The 18,577-nt window shown below is 74.0% G+C and carries 17 protein-coding genes and 3 tRNA genes; 11 read left to right on the top strand and 9 right to left on the bottom strand.

Features of this window, described 5'->3' with window-relative positions; all coding sequences use genetic code 11:
• Nucleotides 1–5: 5 nt before the first annotated feature.
• Genes BCL65_RS07250 through BCL65_RS07235 form a run of 4 tightly spaced genes read right to left on the bottom strand, consistent with a single transcriptional unit; the run spans nt 6 to nt 6,185 of the window.
• On the bottom strand, nt 6–2,819 hold the full coding sequence (locus tag BCL65_RS07250; protein ID WP_106266605.1) for a molybdopterin-dependent oxidoreductase: 2,814 nt from the start codon (nt 2,817–2,819) through the stop codon (nt 6–8).
• Nucleotides 2,816–3,700, bottom strand: a complete 885-nt coding sequence (locus tag BCL65_RS07245; protein ID WP_106266603.1) for an FAD binding domain-containing protein — start codon at nt 3,698–3,700, stop codon at nt 2,816–2,818. Before BCL65_RS07245 ends, BCL65_RS07250 begins: the two co-directional genes overlap by 4 nt.
• A complete protein-coding gene (locus BCL65_RS07240; protein WP_106266601.1) occupies nt 3,700–5,058 on the bottom strand; it encodes an 8-oxoguanine deaminase in 1,359 nt (452 codons plus the stop codon). The genes BCL65_RS07245 and BCL65_RS07240 overlap by 1 nt, the downstream gene beginning before the upstream one ends.
• Entirely contained in the window at nt 5,055–6,185 is a 1,131-nt protein-coding gene (locus tag BCL65_RS07235) for an XdhC family protein (protein WP_106266599.1), read from the bottom strand. Before BCL65_RS07235 ends, BCL65_RS07240 begins: the two co-directional genes overlap by 4 nt.
• 71 nt (nt 6,186–6,256) lie before the next feature.
• Here BCL65_RS07235 and BCL65_RS07230 point away from each other — a divergent pair, with 71 nt between their 5' ends.
• Together BCL65_RS07230 and BCL65_RS07225 are read left to right on the top strand one after the other, a co-directional pair.
• Nucleotides 6,257–6,826 (top strand): nucleotidyltransferase family protein, encoded by a 570-nt coding sequence (locus BCL65_RS07230; protein ID WP_106266597.1) that lies wholly within the window; start codon nt 6,257–6,259, stop codon nt 6,824–6,826.
• Nucleotides 6,827–6,835: 9 nt separating this feature from the next.
• Nucleotides 6,836–8,482 (top strand): ATP-binding cassette domain-containing protein, encoded by a 1,647-nt coding sequence (locus BCL65_RS07225; RefSeq protein WP_106266595.1) that lies wholly within the window; start codon nt 6,836–6,838, stop codon nt 8,480–8,482.
• 57 nt (nt 8,483–8,539) lie between these two features.
• Here BCL65_RS07225 and BCL65_RS07220 read toward each other — a convergent pair whose 3' ends face one another.
• Nucleotides 8,540–9,109, bottom strand: coding sequence for an NUDIX hydrolase family protein (locus BCL65_RS07220; RefSeq protein WP_106266593.1), 570 nt, complete (start codon nt 9,107–9,109; stop codon nt 8,540–8,542).
• A 169-nt stretch (nt 9,110–9,278) separates the two neighbouring features.
• Between BCL65_RS07220 and trxA the strand changes: the two genes are divergently transcribed.
• Complete coding sequence (gene trxA / locus BCL65_RS07215; protein WP_106266591.1) at nt 9,279–9,656, top strand: thioredoxin; 378 nt, start codon at nt 9,279–9,281, stop codon at nt 9,654–9,656.
• Between the two features lie 89 nt (nt 9,657–9,745).
• Here the strand turns inward: trxA and BCL65_RS18440 are convergent, their stop codons facing one another.
• On the bottom strand, nt 9,746–12,622 hold the full coding sequence (locus tag BCL65_RS18440; protein ID WP_106266589.1) for a glycosyl hydrolase: 2,877 nt from the start codon (nt 12,620–12,622) through the stop codon (nt 9,746–9,748).
• Between the two features lie 199 nt (nt 12,623–12,821).
• Between BCL65_RS18440 and BCL65_RS07205 the strand changes: the two genes are divergently transcribed.
• Nucleotides 12,822–12,903: transfer RNA gene (locus BCL65_RS07205), tRNA-Leu, on the top strand.
• A 57-nt stretch (nt 12,904–12,960) separates the two neighbouring features.
• Here BCL65_RS07205 and BCL65_RS07200 read toward each other — a convergent pair.
• The gene (locus BCL65_RS07200; protein ID WP_106266587.1) at nt 12,961–13,437 is read right to left on the bottom strand and encodes a peroxiredoxin; all 477 of its coding nucleotides are present in this window, start codon (nt 13,435–13,437) and stop codon (nt 12,961–12,963) included.
• A 193-nt stretch (nt 13,438–13,630) separates the two neighbouring features.
• Between BCL65_RS07200 and BCL65_RS07195 the strand changes: the two genes are divergently transcribed.
• From BCL65_RS07195 to BCL65_RS07185, 3 genes are all read left to right on the top strand, one after another.
• Nucleotides 13,631–13,927, top strand: a complete 297-nt coding sequence (locus tag BCL65_RS07195) for a GroES family chaperonin (RefSeq protein ID WP_106266586.1) — start codon at nt 13,631–13,633, stop codon at nt 13,925–13,927.
• A gap of 86 nt (nt 13,928–14,013) precedes the next feature.
• Nucleotides 14,014–14,089 (top strand) — tRNA-Lys (locus BCL65_RS07190).
• Between the two features lie 46 nt (nt 14,090–14,135).
• A tRNA-Lys gene (locus BCL65_RS07185) sits at nt 14,136–14,211 on the top strand.
• Nucleotides 14,212–14,276: 65 nt separating this feature from the next.
• Here BCL65_RS07185 and BCL65_RS07180 read toward each other — a convergent pair.
• Nucleotides 14,277–14,543, bottom strand: coding sequence for a helix-turn-helix domain-containing protein (locus BCL65_RS07180; RefSeq protein WP_258176897.1), 267 nt, complete (start codon nt 14,541–14,543; stop codon nt 14,277–14,279).
• On the bottom strand, nt 14,540–15,190 hold the full coding sequence (locus BCL65_RS07175) for a DUF2975 domain-containing protein (protein ID WP_106266584.1): 651 nt from the start codon (nt 15,188–15,190) through the stop codon (nt 14,540–14,542). Before BCL65_RS07175 ends, BCL65_RS07180 begins: the two co-directional genes overlap by 4 nt.
• Nucleotides 15,191–15,257: 67 nt before the next feature.
• Between BCL65_RS07175 and BCL65_RS07170 the strand changes: the two genes are divergently transcribed.
• The 4 genes from BCL65_RS07170 (at nt 15,258) to BCL65_RS07155 (ending at nt 18,511) form a co-directional block, all read left to right on the top strand.
• Nucleotides 15,258–15,962 carry a CPBP family intramembrane glutamic endopeptidase gene (locus BCL65_RS07170; protein WP_207767689.1) on the top strand — a complete coding sequence of 235 codons (705 nt, stop codon included), beginning with the start codon at nt 15,258–15,260 and terminating at the stop codon, nt 15,960–15,962.
• 55 nt (nt 15,963–16,017) lie between these two features.
• Nucleotides 16,018–16,425, top strand: coding sequence for a pilus assembly protein CpaE (locus BCL65_RS07165; protein WP_106266582.1), 408 nt, complete (start codon nt 16,018–16,020; stop codon nt 16,423–16,425).
• Between the two features lie 24 nt (nt 16,426–16,449).
• Nucleotides 16,450–17,256: a tRNA (guanosine(46)-N7)-methyltransferase TrmB gene (trmB, locus tag BCL65_RS07160; protein ID WP_106266580.1), complete on the top strand. Its 807-nt coding sequence runs from the start codon at nt 16,450–16,452 to the stop codon at nt 17,254–17,256.
• A gap of 166 nt (nt 17,257–17,422) precedes the next feature.
• A complete protein-coding gene (locus BCL65_RS07155; protein ID WP_106266578.1) occupies nt 17,423–18,511 on the top strand; it encodes a sugar ABC transporter substrate-binding protein in 1,089 nt (362 codons plus the stop codon).
• The last annotated feature ends 66 nt before the right edge of the window (nt 18,512–18,577 follow it).

Here is an 18,577-nt window from a genome sequence, read left to right as displayed (position 1 = left end):
TCACTTCACCCTGTGGCGTGGATGTCCGCGTCCTGCTGGGCCAGCCGCCACACCCGCTCGCGGGTGAAGGGCTGGCGGTACGGCCGTCGGCCGATCGCCCGCGCGATCGCGTTGCCGACGGCAGGAGCCACCGGGTTGTACGGCGACTCGCTCATGGACTTCGCCCCGAACGGTCCGATCGCGTCGAAGGTGTCCGCGAAGTAGACCTCGGTGTCCGGGACGTCCGCCGACTGCGGGACGCGGTAGGTCCGGAACGCCGGGTTGGCCACGGCGCCCGACTCGTCGAGCAGCACCTCCTCGTACAGGGCGCTGCCGAGACCCTGCGCGGCGCCACCCTCGACCTGGCCGCGGCACTGGGCGGGGTTCATGACGAACCCGGCGTCGGCGGCCTGCACCGACTGCAGCACCCGCACCGATCCGGTGTCCGGGTCGACGGCGACCCGCACCGCGTGCACGTTGAACGCCAGGCTGCGTTCCTTGCCGTCGTCGCTGCCGTGGGTCGTCAGCTCCTGGTGGCCCGGGCCGCCCGCCGCCGCGACGATCTCGGCGAAGCCGACCAGCCGCTCGCCGACCCGGACGCCCTCGGCGGTGAGCTCCGCCCGCGCTTCCGCCCCCGCTGCTGGTGCACCGTCGTCGGCCACCTGCCGGGCGACGTCGACCATCAGACCGCGAAGCGCCGTGCAGGCGCGCGAGAGCGCCTTGCCCGCCACCACCGTGCCCGCCGACGCGAACGCGCCCGTGTCGTGCTCCACCAGGTCGGTGTCCGAGGCGCGCAGCTCGATCCGGTCCGGCGTCGCGGCCAGGGTCGACGCCGCGATCTGCCGGTGCACCGTGCTGGTGCCGTTGCCGAACTCGGCCGTGCCCACCGAGAGCGCGAACGTGCCGTCCGGTCGCAGCGACGCCGAGGCGTGCGCGTGGTGGCCACCCGGGGCCGCGCCCGCGATGAACGCGATCGCCATGCCCTCGCCGACGTGCCAGCCGGCCGGCGCCTCCACCCCGTTGCCGCGCCGCAGCGCGTCCTGGGCCAGGTCCAGGCACTGGTCGAGCCCGTAGCTGCCCCACCGCAGGTCCGGTTCGGGCTCGTCGTCGACCGTGAGCAGCGGGTCACCGTCGCGGACCGCGTTGCGGCGGCGGAGCTCGAACGGATCGATCTCCAGACGCTGGGCGAGCAGGTCCATCGCCGACTCGACACCGAGGATCACCTGTCCGAGCCCGTACCCGCGGAACGCACCCGAGGGCACCGCGTTGGTGTAGACGGACTCGGCGTCGACGCGCTTCACGGCGCAGCGGTAGACGTTGATCGACTCGGCCACCGAGTGGAACAGCACGCCGATGCCGTGGTTGCCGTACGCACCGGTGTTGCTGAGCACGTCGACCTGCATCGCGGTCAGCACCCCGTCCGCCGTCGCCCCGAGAGTCACCTCCACCCGGAACGGATGGCGCAGCGCCGCGCGCCGGAACTCGTCGGTGCGCGAGAACTCGTACGACACCGGCCGGCCCGTGGTGAGCACCGCGAGCGCCACGAGGTCCTCGACGAACATCTCCTGCTTGCCGCCGAACCCGCCGCCGACCCGGGCGGCGTACACCCGCACGCGCTCCGTCGGCAGGTCGAAGACGTGGGCGATCTCGGCACGGGTGAGGAACGGCACCTGGGTGCTGGAACGGATCACCAACCGTCCGTCGTCGTCGAGCCGCCCGAGCGCACCGTGCGTCTCGAGCTGGGCGTGCGCCACGCGGCCCGTGTGCCAGGTGCCGCCGACGGTGACGGCGCTCGCGGCGAGGGCCGCCCCGACGTCGCCGCCGATGCCGGCGTGCAGGCTCCCGAGCACGTTCGGCCGGTCGGGGTCGGCCAGGGCCTCGGCGGGTCGGTCGGGGTGGATCACCGGGGCGTCGGGTCGCCGGGCCTCCTCCGGGTCGAGCACGGACGGCAGCGGGGAGTAGGTCACGTCGATGAGGCCGAGCGCGGCGTCGGCGATCTCGGCCGTCTCGGCGACCACGGCGGCGATCCGTTGGCCGACGAACCGGACCGTGTCGTCGAGCACCCGGGTGTCGTCGGGGTCGTCGGTGCGGTGTTCGTGGCGCGCCGTGGAGAACCGCTTCTGCGGAGCGTCGGCATGGGTGAGGACGGCCACGACGCCGGGCAGCGCGCGGGCGGCGGCGGTGTCGATCTCGCTGATCCGCGCGTGGGCATGGCGCGACCCGAGGACGCGCAGCACCAGGGTGCCGGTGGCCTCCGGTGTGTCGAACGTGAACGGTTCGCGCCCCTGGACCACGCGCCGGGCGGGCTCGGGGGAGACGGAGCGTCCGACGCCGGCCGCGGGACCGCCGTCGTCGGCCCCGCCCTCCTGCGCGGCCCGGCCGTCCGCGCCCGGCGGGGTCGCGCCGCCGTCGCCCAGCGCGTGACGGATCGCCGCGCGGATCGGGCGGTAGCCGGTGCAGCGGCACAGGCTGCCCTTGAGCCGCCGGTCGAGGTCGGGCAGGTCGTCGGCGGTGAGGCAGGAGGCGGTGACGCTCATGCCGGGCGTGCAGAACCCGCACTGGAAGCCGAACTCCTCGATCAGCGCTTCCTGCACGGGGTGCAGCTCGCCACCCGGGGCGAGGCCCGCGGCGGTGGTGACGCGGGCGCCATCGGCCCGCGGGGCGGGCACGACGCACGAGTGCACCGGGGAGCCGTCCAGCAGCACGGCGCAGGCCCCGCAGTCGCCCGCGTCGCAGCCCTTCTTGACCTCGGTGTGCCCGTGCTCGCGCAGCAGGGTGCGCAGGCACTGCCCGGGACGGGGCGCGGTGTCGTGCACGGTGCCGTTGACGTCGATCTTCATGCGTGGTCCTCGGGGTCCTCGGGGTCCTCGGGGTCCTCGGTGTCGTGGTCGGCGGAGGGGCCGGCGAGCTCTCGCTGCAGACGTGCGGCGAGCACGACGCTCACCCCGCGGCGCCAGTCCGCCGCGCCGAGGGAGTCGGAGTAGTAGCCCGCGAGGCCGCCGACGGCGGCGGCGAGCGTGTCGGCGTCGGGCAGCGCGGCGAAGCGCAGCACGGCGGGGCGTTCGACGGCGGCCGTCACGGTGAAGACGGCGGCGCCGTCCGTGTCGAGGCGGCCGGTCACGACGGCGCCGGAGCGTCCGAGCTCGGCCAGGGCGATCTTGCGCAGCCCGGCGCGGGACCGCAGGGCGTGGGCGGGCAGCTCGATCGCGCGCACCACCTCGCCGGGTCCCAGCGCGGTCCGCCCGGCGCCGGTGACGAGCTCGGCGACCGGCAGGCGGTGGCTCCGGCCGTCGGGCGCCCAGACCTCCGCGACGCCGTCGAGTGCGACGGCCAGCGACACCATCGCGGCCACGGGGAACGCTCGGCAGACGTTCCCGCCGACGGTCGCGGTGTTCCAGATCTTGAAGGAGGCCAGCAGGGCGTCGGCGGCGTCGGGGATCATCGACACCGCCGACCAGTCGGCCGGGACAGCGACGGGCCCGCGTCCCTCGGCCCAGGCGCGCAGCGTCGCGATCGTGCAGGTCGCCGCGATCCGCAGGCCCTCGTCGCGGACCTCCAGGGCGGGCCACTCGAGCGTGGTGAGGTCGACGAACCCGGTGGTGCCGGGCTGCGGCTCACTCATCAGCCAGGTGCCGCCACCGAGGAACACCTCGCCCGGGGCGAGGGCGAGGTCGTCCCGGGTGCGGGCCGTGCGGAACCCGGTGACGGAGGTGATGTCCATCAGAGCCGCTCGGCGAGCTCGCGCGAGGCGAGGGCCACCTCGTGGGCGAGCTTCGGCTCCTCGGTCGTGACGAGCGTGGCGTCCTCGACCACGGTGCGTCCGCCCACGTACAGGCGCTTCAGCGGGGGCAGGGCACCCAGCCCCAGCGCGGCGACGGGGTCGAGGATGCCGGCGTGCTCGACGCCGTCGACCCGCCAGACGGCGACGTCGGCGAGCTTGCCGACCTCGAGCGAGCCGATCTCGTCCTGGCGACCCAGCACGCGGGCGCCGCCCATGGTCGCGACGTGCAGCCCGTCGCGCACGCTCATCGAGTCTGCTCCGGTGCGCAGCCGGTTCATGAGCACGGACTCGCGGATCTCGACGCCGAGCTGTCCCGACTCGTTCGACGCGGCACCGTCCACGCCGAGGCCCACCGCGACCCCGGCGTCGAGCAGGGACCGCACGGGCGCGATGCCCGCCGCGAGCCGGCCGTTCGACGACGGGCAGTGCGCCACGCCGGTACCGGTGGCTGCGTACCGCCCGATCGCCGCGGCGTCGAGGTGCACGCAGTGCGCCATCCACACGTCCGGGCCGAGCCAGCCCTGGTCCTCGAGGTACTGCGTCGGCGACGTACCGAAGTGCTCGAGGCAGTAGGCGTCCTCCTCGACGGTCTCCGAGGCGTGGGTGTGCAGGCGCACGCCGAGCGACCGGGCGAGCACCGCGGCCTCGCGCAGCAGGTCCGGCGTCACCGAGAACGGCGAGCACGGGGCGATCGCCACGCGGACCATCGCGTCCCGCGAGGCGTCGTGGTACCGCTCGACGGCCTCGGCGGACGCGGCGAGGGCCGCGTCCGTCGTCTCCACGGCGAAGTCCGGCGGCAGCCCGCCCTGGGACGCGCCGAGATCCATCGACCCCCGGGTGGCGTGCAGCCGGACGCCCACGCGGGACGCGGCCTCGACGATCGCGCCGACGATGTCGCCGGAACCCTGCGGGAACACGTAGTGGTGGTCTCCCACGGTGGTGCAGCCCGACCGCGCCAGCACGGCCATCGCCCCAGCCGCGCCCGTGCCGGTCAGCCCGGCGTCGATGCGTGACCACAGCGGGTACAGCGCGGTCAGCCAGTCGAAGAGGATCGAGTCCTGGGCGTACCCCCGGGTCAACCACTGGTACAGGTGGTGGTGGGTGTTGATCAGCCCCGGCGTGACGAGGCAACCCGAGGCGTCGACGACGTCGGCGTCGGCGCGCAGGTGCTCCGGCGCCCGGCCGGCACCGACGGCGACGATCTCGCCGCCGTCGAGCACGACGTGGCCGACGGCGTGCTCGGTGCGCGCGGCGTCGACGGTGGCGACGTAGCCGTTCTCGAGGACGGTGCGGGTCATGGGTGGGTACCTCCGGTGCAGGACGGCGCGGAGCCGTCGGGGAGCGCGCCGTCGCGAGGGACGGGGCCGGCGGGGGACGGGGTCACCCGGTCGCGGTGGATCGGCCCGGTCGCCTCGCGCAGCGGACGGCCGGAGCCGCCGTGCCGCGAGGCGACGATCTCCGCCAGGACCGACAGCGCGGTCTCCTCGGGTGCGGAGCCGGACAGGTCCAGGCCGAGCGGTGAGTGCAGGCGTGCGAGGTCGACGTCGTCGATACCGGCGTCCCGCAGCCGTGCGGCGCGGCGGGCGACCGTGGCGCGGGCACCCATCGCCCCCACGAACCCGACCGGCAGGGACAGGGCGCGCCGGATCGCGGCGACGTCGAGGCGTTCGTCGTGCGTCAGGACGCACACGGCCGTGCGGGCGTCGGTCTCCGACCCGGTGAGCCGGCCCAGGTACTCGTGGGGCAGCGCGGCCACGAGCTGGTCCGCGGCCGGGAAGCGCGCGGTGGTCAGCAGCGTCTCCCACGGGTCGCAGACGGTCACGGCGAACCCGGCCGCCGCCCCGACGTGGCACAGCGCGGCGGCGTGCTCACCGGCGCCGAGGATGATCAGGCGGGCGCGGGGTGCGTGCTGCAGGACGAGCAGGTCCTCGCCCCGGGACGCGCCGGGAAGCAGCCTGCTGGCGCGGTCCGAGAGCGCGGCTGCCGCCGTCGCGTCGATGGCCGTCGCGACGTCGAGCGTGCGGCCGGTCTCGGGTCCGGAGACGACGACGGCGACGGCGGCGTGCCGGTCGGCCGCGGCGTCCTCCAGCGCCCGCATCGTGCGGGTGTCGCTGAGGTCGAGCCGCTGGGCGACGACGTCGACCTGCCCGCCGCAGGCGAGGCCCGCGGCGTGGGCGGTGGCGTCGTCGAACCCGAACCGCGCGGTCTGCGCCCGGCCCGTGGCGAGGACCGCGTGGGCGAGCACGACGGCCTCGCCCTCGACGCAGCCGCCCGAGATCGACCCGAGCACGGCGCCGTCACCGGTGACCGCCATCGCCGCGCCGACCCCGCGCGGGGCGCTGCTGGCGACGCGTGCCACCGTCACCGTGGCGACCGCCGTCCCGGATCGCACGAGGGGGAGCAGGTCCCGCGCCATGTCAAGCATGGACTGAAGTGTGCCGAGAGCATGTTTCCGGCGGGCTACGCTGCGATGACGCGGCAACGAAGGGAGAGCCCGTGCGGGTGAAAGGGCTCGTCCTCGCCGCGGGAGCAGGGTCCCGGTTCGGCGGACCCAAGGGCCTGGCGCGTACGACGACGGGTGAACCCTGGGTGCTCCGCGCCGTGCGGATGCTGCAGGACGCCGGGTGCGACGACGTGCTGGTGGCCGTCGGCGCGCGCGGGGACGAGGTCGCCGCCCTGGTGCCGCCGCCGGCCCGCGCGCTCGGCGTGGAGGACTGGGCCGACGGGCTCGCCGCCACCCTGCGCGCCGGCCTCGACGCCGCCGCCACGAGCGACACCGACGCCCTGGTGGTCACGCCCGTCGACACTCCCGACGCGTCGCCGGAAGCCGTGCGGCGCGTGCTCGACCGCTCCGCGCGCGTGGCGACCACGCCGGCGGGCGTCCTGGCCCGCGCCGTGTACGGCGGGCGCCCCGGACACCCCGTGCTGCTGGGTCGCGCGCACTGGGCGGGGGTACGCGCCGTGCTGGCCGGCGACACCGGAGCGGGCCGATACCTGGCCGGCCACGGCGCGCTGGCTGTCGAGTGCGGAGACCTGTGGTCGGGTCGGGACGTCGACCGCGCCTAACCTGGTGCGGTGCATCTCGTCGCCACCGATCTCGCGTTCGCGTACCCCGGCCGTCCCGTCCTCGCCGGGGTGGACCTCAGGGTCTCGGCGGGCGTCCGGCTCGGCGTGGTCGGGGAGAACGGGTCCGGCAAGTCCACGCTGCTGCACCTGCTCGCCGGCGACCTCGTACCGTCGTCGGGCGAGGTGCGACGCACCGGGTCCGTCGGGATGGTGGAGCAGGAGCTCACCGCGCCGCCGGGCGTGACGGTGGGCGACCTGGTCGACGCCACGCTGGCCGACCTACGGCGGCTCGCCGCCGACCTGGAGGCCGCCGCTGCGGCGTTCGACCACGAGTCGGGCGACCTGGCCGAGCTCAGCACCCTGCTCTCGCGCGCCGAGCACCTCGCCGCCTGGGACGCCGATCGCCGCGTCGACGAGGCGCTCACCCGGCTCGGCGCCGTCCGCGACCGGGACCGGGCGCTCGAGACGCTGTCCGTCGGGCAGCGCTACCGCGTCCGGCTGGCCTGCCGGCTCGCGGAGCGGGCCGACCTGCTGCTCCTCGACGAGCCGACCAACCACCTCGACGACTCCGGCCTGGACTACCTCACCGAGACGGTGGTCGGGTGGCACGGCGGCGTCGTCCTCGTCACGCACGACCGCGAGCTCATCGACGACGTCGTCACCGCGGTGTACGACCTCGACCCGTCGATGGACGGGGTGCCGGTGCTGTACGGGCAGCCCGGCTACCTCTCCTACCGGTTCGCGAAGAACCAGGCCCTGCAGCGGTGGAAGCAGCGCTACCGGACCGAGCAGCAGCGCGCCGACGAGCTCGCGTTCCGGCTCGACCGGTCCTACGAGGGCCTCTCGGACGAGTGGCGTCCGCCCAAGGGGTCCCAGAAGCACCGCCGCGGGACGCGCGCACGCATCCACGTCAAGGCCGCCGACCGGCTCGTCGAGAAGCTGAAGGCCGAAGCGGTCGACGTACCGCCCCCGCCGCTGGAGCTCGCCTTCCCGGACCTGCCCGCCCTGTCGCCGGGCTGGGACCCGGCCGAGCCGCTCGTCGACCTGCGCTCGCCGCGGGTGGAGTCGCCCGACGGCGGGGTGCGGCTCGACCTGCCCGGCACGCGGCTCGCGGTGCCGCCGTCGGGCCGGCTGCTCGTCGTCGGCCCCAACGGCACGGGCAAGTCCACCCTGCTCGGTGCGTTCGCCGGCACCCTGCCTCTGGCGCGGGGGACGAGGACCTCCAGCGAGGGGGTGCGGATCGGCGTCGTCGGGCAGGAGGGCAGGGTGCCCGACGGCGGCGCCGACGCCCGGCGCTCGTCGGAGTCCGGGTTCGACGCCTACGCGGCCGAGGCGCTCGCGCTGCTGGACCGGGGCGAGCTGGACCCGGAGCACCTGGTCCCCGTGGCGGCGCTGGGCCTGCTCACCGAGGAGGAGCTGGACCGCCCCCTGCGCGAGCTGAGCGTGGGCCAGCGCCGCCGGTTCGACATCGCGCTCGCGCTGCTGCACGCACCCCACCTGCTGGTGCTCGACGAGCCGACCAACCACCTGTCGGTGGACCTGGTCGACGCGCTGACGATCGCGTTCGAGCGGACGTCGGCGGCCGTCGTGGTCGCCACGCACGACCGCCGGATGCGCGCCGACCTGGCCGCCTGGCCCGTCCTCGACCTGGGGTGAGCACTACCTCGACGTGCCCTGCGCTACCTCGACGTGCCCTGCCCTACCTCGACCTGGTCAGTCGAGACGCCCGACGTGGGCCATCGCCTGACGGACCAGCGCGCCCTGGCCGTTGACCATCTCGGCCTGCACGGTGTCGCTGCACGCCTCCTCGGGGGTGAGCCAGGCCAGGTCGAGGGCGTTCTGCTGGGGTCGGCAGTCGCCGTTGACGGGCACCACGTAGGCCAGCGAGATCGCGTGCTGGCGCGGGTCGTGGAAGGGCGTGATGCCCGGCGTCGGGAAGTACTCGGCGACGGTGAACGGCTGGGGCGAGGTCGGCACCTGCGGCAGGGCGACGGGGCCCAGGTCCTTCTCGATGTGGCGCAGCAGGGCGTCGCGGACGCGCTCGTGGTACAGGACGCGGCCGGTGACGAGCGCACGCGTCATGCTGCCGAGCGGGCTGGCACGCAGCAGCAGCCCGACCGAGACCACGTCGCCCGACTCGTCGACCCGCACGGGCACGGCGTCGACGTACACCAGCGGCAGCTGCGCCCTGACGGCGGCGATCTCCTCGGGCGTCAGCCACCCGGCCGGCCCGGTCGGGTGGTCGTTCTCGTCGTCCGGAGGGAACTCGGCGGTGTCGGTCACCCTTCGTTTCTACCAGCCCGACGGCGGTCGCGGCGTCCGCTGGCGGGCCGGTCGTGGTGACGTGGACCACGCCGGCCCGCCCCGGCGCGCGGCAGCCGGGCGACGGCGGAATACCTGGGCGGGTGCGTGCGCTGTGCCAGAGAGGAAACCCCCCACGAGAGGACTACGCATGGCTACCGTCGAGCTGACCGACACCACGTTCGAGCAGGCGATCAAGGACAACGACATCGTGCTGGTCGACTTCTGGGCCTCCTGGTGCGGGCCCTGCCGCCAGTTCGCGCCTGTGTTCGAGGCGTCGAGCGAGGCGAACACCGACGTCGTGCACGCCAAGATCGACACCGAGGCGGAGCAGCAGATCGCCTCGGCCGCCGGCGTGACGGCGATCCCGACGCTCATGGCGTTCCGCGAGGGCGTGCTGGTGTTCAACCAGGCCGGCGCCCTGCCCGCCCCCCAGCTCAAGCAGGTCGTCGAGGCCGTCAAGGGTCTCGACATGGACGAGGTGCGCGCGCAGATCGCCGCCGCGTCCGACGGCCAGCAGCAGAACTGACGCCCGCAGGCGCACGACGGCCGCCGCCGGACACCAGGTCCGACGGCGGCCGTCGTGCGCCTGCGGGGCTCGCCCCGGGTGGGCGTGGCTCAGGAGAACGGCAGGGTGAGCGACGACGCCGCCCCCGTGGCGACCGTCGGGCTCTCGCTGCCGAGAACGCTCCACAGCTCCACCCGCACCGTGCCGCCGTCGAGGTCGCCGAGCTCACCCTGCGACGACGTCAGGCGCCCGGTGGCGGTGTAGGCCTCGTCACCGGGGACCGGGTCCGTCGCGAAGTACGCGTACGTCTCGGTGCGTTCGGCGTCGCCGTCACCGTCCAGGTCGTAGGTGACGCGAGCCTGCACGGCCAGCCCGATCTCGGTGCCGGCGTCGACGGCGAACGAGAAGTCCGTGCCCTGTCCGGTGTGCGTGGCCGTCAGGCCGGTCGCCTCGAACACGACCGGCTGGTGCGGCGTGCCGTCGCGGTTCTGGCCACCGGCGCCGGCGAGCTCGAGACGTCCGTCGGCGCCTGCCGCGGCGTCGAGGGTGCCGTCCTGCCCGAGGTGTCGCACGGGCTCGAGGTCCCCGGGTTCGGGGTCCGGCGTCGGGTCCGGCGTGGGGTCCGGGTCCGGCGTCGGGTCGGGGTCGGGCGTGGGGCCGCCCGGCGCGCCGCCACCGGACCACTGGTGCGCGCCGGTCGCGACCGTCTTGCCCGCGGGCACGTCGACGGCCGTGCCGTCGGAGAACGTGACGGTGAGCGGGGCCGCGGTGACGTTGGCCGCCACGTAGGTGCGCCCGCCGTCACCGTCGAACGCGGCCGCGAGCGCGTGGTCGGCGCCGACGTCGTCCGCGACCGTCCCGAGGGAGGCCAGGTTCGCCACCCAGTGGTACGTGTGGGCGGGCGTCTCGCCCTCCTCCGGCTCGAACGACGAGGACGTCAGCAGGTCGAGCGCGCGAGCCCCGTCGCCGAGGGCCAGGTAGCTCCACAGGATGTCCTGCCACACCGTCGGCGGGCCGCCGTTGACCTCTTCGAGGTGGTCGTACGCGTCGCGCACGGTGGACGGCGACCGGCCCAGGTACAGGTGCGACCCGGTGATCGGCAGGGTGTTGATGCCCTGGATCATCTCCGGCTCGGCGCTGAACCACGTGGAGTACGAACCGCCGTCGCCCCAGACCATCCCGACCACGGGGTGCTCGAACGCGTCGGGGTAGACGGTGCCGTCCACGTCGAACCAGTAGCGCTGGATCGCGGCCGCCTGCGTGGCGTACAGGTAGACGCCGGCGTCGCGCACCTCGTCGTCGCCGGTGGCCTCGCCCCACTGGACGAGCGCGCCGGCGAAGTTCATGCCCTCGGAGCTGGACTCCTGGTTGTTCCCGGCGGCGAACGCCCCGTGGCCGGAGGCCCAGTCGTGGCCGGCGTAGACGTCGAAGTCGCGCAGGTACGGGAACCGGGTCTCGTCGCGGTCGTAGCCGTTCGCGTCACGGATGAGCAGGTCGACCATCGGCCCGTAGTCGGCCGCCCACTGCGGGTCGAACCGGGCCAGGGTGGCGGCCGCGGCGACGTAGTAGCCGTAGTGGAAGTGGTGGTCGTTGAGCTCGGTGTCCGCGCCGTAGGAGGCCGGGTAGCCGATGAGCGTGCCCCAGCGGTCGTCGTAGCCGAAGACCTGCTCCGTCTTGCCCGGCGTGGCGGTGAACCAGTCGGTGAGGACGTCGCGGACGGCGTCGAGGGCTTCGTCGCGCTGGGCGGTGCGGCCGAGCTGGTCGGCGATCTCCACGATGCGGGTGGCGCGGCCGAGGGCCTTGCCGGTCCAGTAGGTGTCGGCGTTGCGCTGGTCGAGCGGATCACCGACCTCGTCGAGGTAGGCCTCCAGCATCGCCCGGTCGCCACCGGCCGACGTCGCCACGGCCGGCAGCTCCGGCAGCACGCCGCCGTAGGGCGTGGTCGTGGTGAACTCGGTCGTGCCGGTGAGGATCGTCATGTCACCACGCGGTGAGACGTAGGTGGGTCCGGCCGGCACGCCGCCGGTGAGGTAGGCGCTCTGGTGCGGGTACAGCGCGGCGACGGTGCCGCCGTCGGAGGCCCCGGGCCAGGGCGTGGTCTCGAACGCGTAGGTGGTGCTGACCGCGCCGTCCGCGGCCTCGTACGAGTAGTCGGCGCGGGTGCCGGTGACGGGGTTGCGCCCCGCCGCGGTGTAGTCGTCGACGAGCGCGGCACGCTCGGCGTCGGCGACGTCGGGCAGGAGGGCGATCGCGAAGCGGTCGGTGCCCGCGGTGGCCGAGGTGCCGCTCACGGACCAGGAGACGCCGGTCGGGACGACGGCGAGGTAGTCGGCGCCGCCGACCCGCACGCCCAGGCGTCCCGGCTCGTCGAGCCAGACCTCCGGTGTGCCGGAGAAGGTGAGCAGCGCGTCGCCGCCGGTGGCCTCGAACCAGGCGACCGGCATGCCGTGGCCGATGGTCGCGTGCAGCGACTGGTCGCCGTCGTCCCACGTGGGCGTGACGGTCCAGTCCGTCCAGTCGGCGACGGCGACGTGCGGGGCGTCCAGCCCGACGACGCCCGCCCGCAGGTCCTCGGAGTACGGGTAGTGGTACTCGCTCACACCGGCGCCGCTGCCGCTGATGGCGGCCTCGGTGGTGTAGGAGACGCCGAGGCCGCCCGCGGACGGCTGGTAGGAGGCCGGGTGCGCGTGCAGGGGTGCGCTGAACGAGCAGTCGAACACCTTGTACGCCAGCGACGTCCACCAGTCGTTGGTGGGCAGCGGGGTGTCGGGGGCCTCGTCGGTAACGAAGGCGCGCGGGTCGGCCTCGACGGCGTCGCACCCCTGGGGCGTGGGGCCGACGGCGTCGGTGGTGTAGCTGCCGGAGCCGACGTCGACGACGTCGGCGGTGGCCGGGGGAGCGACTGCCGTGATCGCCCCGCCGGCGATCAGGGCGAGCGCGGCGACACGGGCGGTGCGCCGGTGTCGCGCGGGTCGTGAGAACGTCATCGTTCACCTCGCGGGTCGGTCGCCTCGTCGAGCACGTTCGCCCGCGTCCCACGGCCGACGTCCTTGATCGGCCCCGAGCAGACGTGTGGAAGCGATCCCAACACCATGGCGTAGATGGGTGACACGTGCAACCTTTTGCGTGACACCGTCCGCACCTGCTCGCCGTCGAGCACGGCGACGAGGCTAGACTGTGGCGCTGGCCGGAGTGGTGGAACAGGCAGACACGCGGCATTTAGGTTGCCGTGCCCACGGGCGTGCGGGTTCAAGTCCCGCCTCCGGCACGATCGGCGGCGAGCGCTGGGCCTGCCGGCCCGCCGGCCCGGCCTGGCCGGGTCGGCTCAGTCGAGCCCGAGGGCCTTGCGCAGCCGGGCCACGTGGCCGGTCGCCTTGACGTTGTACTGGGCGAGCGCGACCTTGCCGTCGGTGCCGACCACGACGGTGGAGCGGATGACGCCGACGACGGTGCGGCCGTAGTTCTTCTTCTCTCCCCAGGCGCCGTACGCCTCGAGGGCCTCGCGCTCGGGGTCCGAGGCGAGGGGGAACGTCAGGGCGTCGCGCTCGACGAACTGCGCGAGCTTGGCCGGCTCGTCGGGAGAGATACCCACGACGGCGTAGCCGGCGCCCTGCAGCGCGGCGAGCGAGTCGCGGAAGTCGCACGCCTCGGTGGTGCAGCCGGGCGTCATGGCGGCGGGGTAGAAGTAGACCACGACGCCTCGCTCCGCCTGGAGGCGGAGCTCCTCGAGGGAGACGGCACCGCCGTCGGCGGTGGTGAGCGTGAAGTCGGGCGCGGTGTCGCCGACGGCGAGACGGGTCACGTGGTGCTCCTCGAACAGGTCTGCTGGGCCGCCCCGAGCCTAGCGTCCGCCCGGCGTGGTGCCGGTCGCGAGGTGTGCCTCGCGTAGCGTAGGGACCGTGAGCCCCGCATCATCGAGCACCGCATCCAGCACGGCGTCCAGCACTGCGTCCGGCACCGGTCCGGCGCGACCGGCAGAGCCGCTGCCCATCCGCATGCTCCACGACCGTGTGCTCGTGGACCCGGAGACCGACCGCTCCGAGCGGCAGTCGTCGGCCGGTCTCGTCATCCCGGCGACGGCGACCGGCCCGAAGCGGCTCGCGTGGGCCACGGTGGTGGCCAAGGGGGAGCACGTGCGTCAGGTCGCCGTGGGCGACCGGGTGCTCTACGACCCCGAGGATCGTGCCGAGGTGGACCTCGGCGGCACCGACTACGTGCTGCTGCGCGAGCGGGACGTGCACGCGGTGGCGGAGCGCTCCGACGACGCGGGGACCACCGGCCTGTACCTCTGATGAGGCTGTCGTGCAGGTCACAGCCGCCCGGCCCGGATCCGGGTACCGGTCGTGCGCCCGGGCCTGGTAATGTTTCACACCGCTACGCGCCATTAGCTCAATGGGTAGAGCAGCTGACTCTTAATCAGCGGGTTCGGGGTTCGAGTCCCTGATGGCGCACCAGCGAGGACGACGGATCGGCTGCGGCTCATCGTCCGCGCTCGCTCGCGCGCCATTAGCTCAATGGGTAGAGCAGCTGACTCTTAATCAGCGGGTTCGGGGTTCGAGTCCCTGATGGCGCACCACCGAAGGCCCTGTCGCACCAGCGGCAGGGCCTTCGTCGTCGCCGCGCGGTGTCCGTCAGTGCCCGTCAGTCCGGGCGGGCGGCAGCCTCTCGCGGAACGACCCGGAGGAGGTCGCCGGGCTGGCATCCCAGCACGTCGCACACCGCCGTCAGGGTCGAGAACCGGATGGCCCGGGCGCGGTTGTTCTTGAGGACCGACAGGTTCGCGACGGTGACGCCGGCCTCCTGGGCGAGCTGGGCGAGCGTCATGCCGCGCTCCTCCAGCAGCACGTCGAGGTGGGAGACCACGCGGTGCGGCGCGGTGGGCTCCTCGGCACCGGACCGCCGGCTCACACCAGCCCCTCCAGGTCGGCGTGCATGCGGCTGCCCCGGCGCAGCACGGCGGCGATGACCCAGAGGGTCGCGGCGACGGCCAGTGCCGTGAGCGGGACGTCGACCACGCCGTTCGGCGCGGCGACGGCGGAGGCGGGCGTCGCCATGCCGAGTGCTGCCGGGCTCAGGGCGGTCAGGCGTCCCGCCGTCGTGACCGCTGCCGCGACGAGTCCGCCCGCGAGCACCACGACACCCAGGGTGGCGACCCGTCGAGGGGTGTCGCGGTGGAAGGTGTCGCCCGCGTCGACCGAGCGGACGATCCGGCGCAGCAGCACGCCGCACACCACGGCGGTGGCGCACAGGACGGCCGCCGGCGCGAAGACCAGGAGCCGCTGCACGCCGGTCGGTGCGGCGACGGTCAGGGTGGACGTGGTCGGACCGCCGACGAGCAGCGCCCCGTCGGCGGCGGGCACCTGCGCGGCGGTCCAGGACACGGCGACGACGAGGTTGTCGGCCGCGATCGACGCCACGCCGGCCGCGAGGAACCCGACGGCGGCGAGCGTGGTGAGCGTGACGACCACCGCCTCGCGGACGGACCGCCGTCGAGGGGGACGGGACGCCGTGGAGGGTTCGCCGGACCGTATCGACAATCGATGTGCTGAGGGCATAGCATCATGATAATCGATATGGCCAGGGCTTCGCGCTGCGCCACCCGACCCGAGTGAGGAACCTGCCGTGCACCCGTCGACGACCCGACCGGCGGCCCCGTCCCGCGCCGCCACCGTCGCCACCTTTGTCGGGGGTGTCGCGGCCTGCTTCGTCGCGCTGCCGCTGATCGTCGACGTCTTCAGCGACCACGGGCCCGGGGTGCTCGTCCTGCTCGCGGTGGGCCAGCTCGTCGGAGCCGTCCTCGTCGTCGGCTGGTGGCTGCGACGCCACCGGCTCGGGTGGCGGGCCGTGGGCGCCGACCGCACGAGGTGGCGTCGCGACGCGCTCCTCGGTGCCGCGACGGTCCCGCCACGTGCCCTCCTCGAGTTCGGGGTGCTCGTCCCGTTGGCCGGGGGTGCCTCGAACGCGGAGGTCCAGGAGGTCCTGCGCAACGTCGGCACGAACGGCTGGTCGCTCGTGGGTGCGCTGGTGCTCGGCATGGTCGGCGGCGGGATCGCCGAGGAGCTCTACTTCCGCGGGTTCCTCGTCGGCGGTGTCCCCCGGGCCTTCCGCGACCGTCGTCGTGCCCGCCGCGTCGCCGTCGTCGTCTCCGTGGTGCTCTTCGCCGCGCTGCACCTGCCGGCCAATGTGCCCGACGTCGTCTCGATCCTCGTGGCCGCGCTGGTCTACACGGTGCTGTTCACGGCGACGGACCGCCTCACGGCCCCGATGGTGGCGCACCTGCTCTGGAACGCCACGGCGATCGTCGGCGTGCTGGCCCTGTACGGCTGAGCGGACCACGACACGCGAGGGTTGCGCCCGTGCCGCGGGCGGGCACGATGGACTGATGATCTCCACCGAGCTGGCCACCCGCCTGCGTGACGCCGGGCTGACCTGGAAGCCTGCGGACGGCGACAGGTTCCACATCGACGCGCCGGAGCTGGCCGCGGAGGTGTTCACCGTCTCGACGCTGACCATCGAACCGCACCACTACCCGACGGGCACGGTCCTCGGCTTCAACGGGACCACCGAGTGGGCGCTGGACTCGGTGGACATCGAGGACACGCTCTGGCTTCCGCGCGAGGACCAGCTGCGCTCGCTGCTCGGCAGCACCTTCCGTTCGCTGCGGCACGACGGCGGCGGGTACGTCGTCGAGGTCGTCCTGCTCGAGCAGCCGCGGACGTTCACCGCGCCGGAGGCCGCCGACGCCTACGGGCAGGCGCTGCTCGCCCTGGTGGAGCTGTCGGTCGACTGATGCCGTGCGCCGTACCCTGGTGCGGTGCACGAGACCCCATCGCGACCCGACGATCTGCGCCCGCCGACCGAGCGGCGGCCCGGTGAGAACTTCTTCCGTCGACCGCTCAGCTACGTGCGCCGCACCGAGCGCCTCACCGTCGGCCAGCAGCGTGCCTGGGACACCCGGCGCCACCGCTACCTGATCGACGTCCCGCGCGAGCACCGCGAGCTGTCCGTCGACCCGGGCTGGACGTTCGACGCCGTCGCCGAGTTCGGCCGGGACGCCCCGCGGGTGCTGGAGATCGGCGCCGGCCTGGGTGAGTGCATCGTGCACGCCGCTGCCACGCACCCGGAGCGCGACCACGTGGCCGTCGAGGTCTACACCCCGGGCGTGGCGCAAGCGATCGTGCGAGCGGGGCACGCGGGAGCGGACCCGGCGGACGCCGGCGGTGCGCCGGGGCAGGAGCTCGACAACCTGCGGCTCATGCAGGTCGACGCCGCCGAGCTGCTGCACCACGGGTTGCCGGAGGCCAGCCTCGAGGAGCTGTGGATCTTCTTCCCGGACCCGTGGCCCAAGCAGCGTCATCACAAGCGACGTCTGGTGACGCCGGAGCTCGCCCGGCTGGTGGCGCGGGTGCTGCGCCCGGGCGGCACCTGGCGCCTGGCCACCGACTGGGCGCAGTACGGCGAGGTCATGCTGAAGGTCGGCGACGCGGCCGAGGAGTTCCGCAACGTCCACGGGCCGGGTGGTCGTGCGCCCCGCTTCGAGGGCCGCGTCATGACGAGCTTCGAGCGCAAGGGGCTCGCCGCGGGGCGTGACGTGACGGACCTGGAGTTCGTGCGGGTCTGAACCGTTCCAACGGCCGGGCGGGCGGGTCCGGGCATGGGAGCGCTCCGACCCGTTGTCGAACCGTGACCCGAGTTCACCCGCTGACACCCCTGTCAGTGGTGCAGAATCCGAGGTGTCACCGCCGACGACGACGGGGCGAAATCGATGTCACGAGGGAGTGAGCACGATGAGGCGTTCACGATGGTTCGGCGTGTCAGCGGCCGTGGGCGCGGCTGCCCTGGTCCTGACCGGGTGCTCCGACGGCGGTAGCGGTGGCGGTGAGGAAGGCGGCGGGACGGAGACCGCGGCCGACGACATGACCGGGACCCGCGCCTGCGTGATCCTGCCCGACGCGGCGTCGTCACCCCGGTGGGAGAACATGGACCGCCCGGCGCTCGAGGAGGGTCTTGCCGCCGCCGGGTTCGACAGCGACATCCAGAACGCCCAGGGCGACACCAACATGTACGCGACGATCGCCGACCAGCAGCTCACGCAGGGCTGCGGCGTCATGCTGCTCGTCGACTACAACGGCGCCGCGCTGGCCGTCACCGAGAAGGCCCAGTCGCAGGGGATCCCCGTGGTCGCCTACGACCGCCCCATCGAGGGCGCCGACTACTACGTCTCGTTCGACAACGTCGAGGTCGGCAGGCTCGAGGGCCAGTCGATCGTGGACGGTCTCGAGGCCGCGGGCAAGGACCCGGCCGAGGCCACCGTGGTGTACATGGGTGGCGACCCCGCGGACGGCAACGCCGCGATGTTCCACGACGGTGCCGACGAGGTCATGTCCGCCGCCGGCATCTCGCCTGCCGCCGAGCCCCCGGGCGTCTGGGACGGCGAGGAGTCGGCGACGAACTTCGAGCAGGCGCTGACGTCGCTCGGCGGCGAGGTCGACGCCGTGTGGGTCGCCAACGACACCAACGCGGCGGGCGTCATCACCGTCCTGGACAAGCAGAACCTCACGGTCCCGGTCTCCGGCCAGGACGCGTCGGTCGCGGGTCTGCAGAACGTGCTGCTGGGCAAGCAGACCGCGACGGTCTACAAGCAGGTCACGCTCGAGGCCGAGGCCGCCGTCGACACGGCCGTCGCGCTGCTCAACGGCGAGGAGCCGGAGGCCGACCAGCAGCTCGAGGACGGCACGCCGTACATCGCGGTCACCCCCGTCCTGGTGGGCCCGGAGGAGGTGGCGACCGTCATCGAGAACGGCGACGCCGAGGCCGCCGAGGTGTGCCAGGGCGAGGTCGCCGAGAAGTGCGACGAGCAGGGCATCGACTACTGAGCCGTCGACCGTCCGAGACCTCGTGTCGTGCCGCTCGGCACGACGCGAGGTCCCGTCCACCCACAG

It is taken from the genome of Isoptericola halotolerans (assembly GCF_003003075.1).
Lineage (GTDB): Bacteria > Actinomycetota > Actinomycetes > Actinomycetales > Cellulomonadaceae > Isoptericola > Isoptericola halotolerans_A.
Note: the sequence above shows the minus strand (reverse complement) of the source record. Positions and strands in the feature narration are given on the sequence as shown.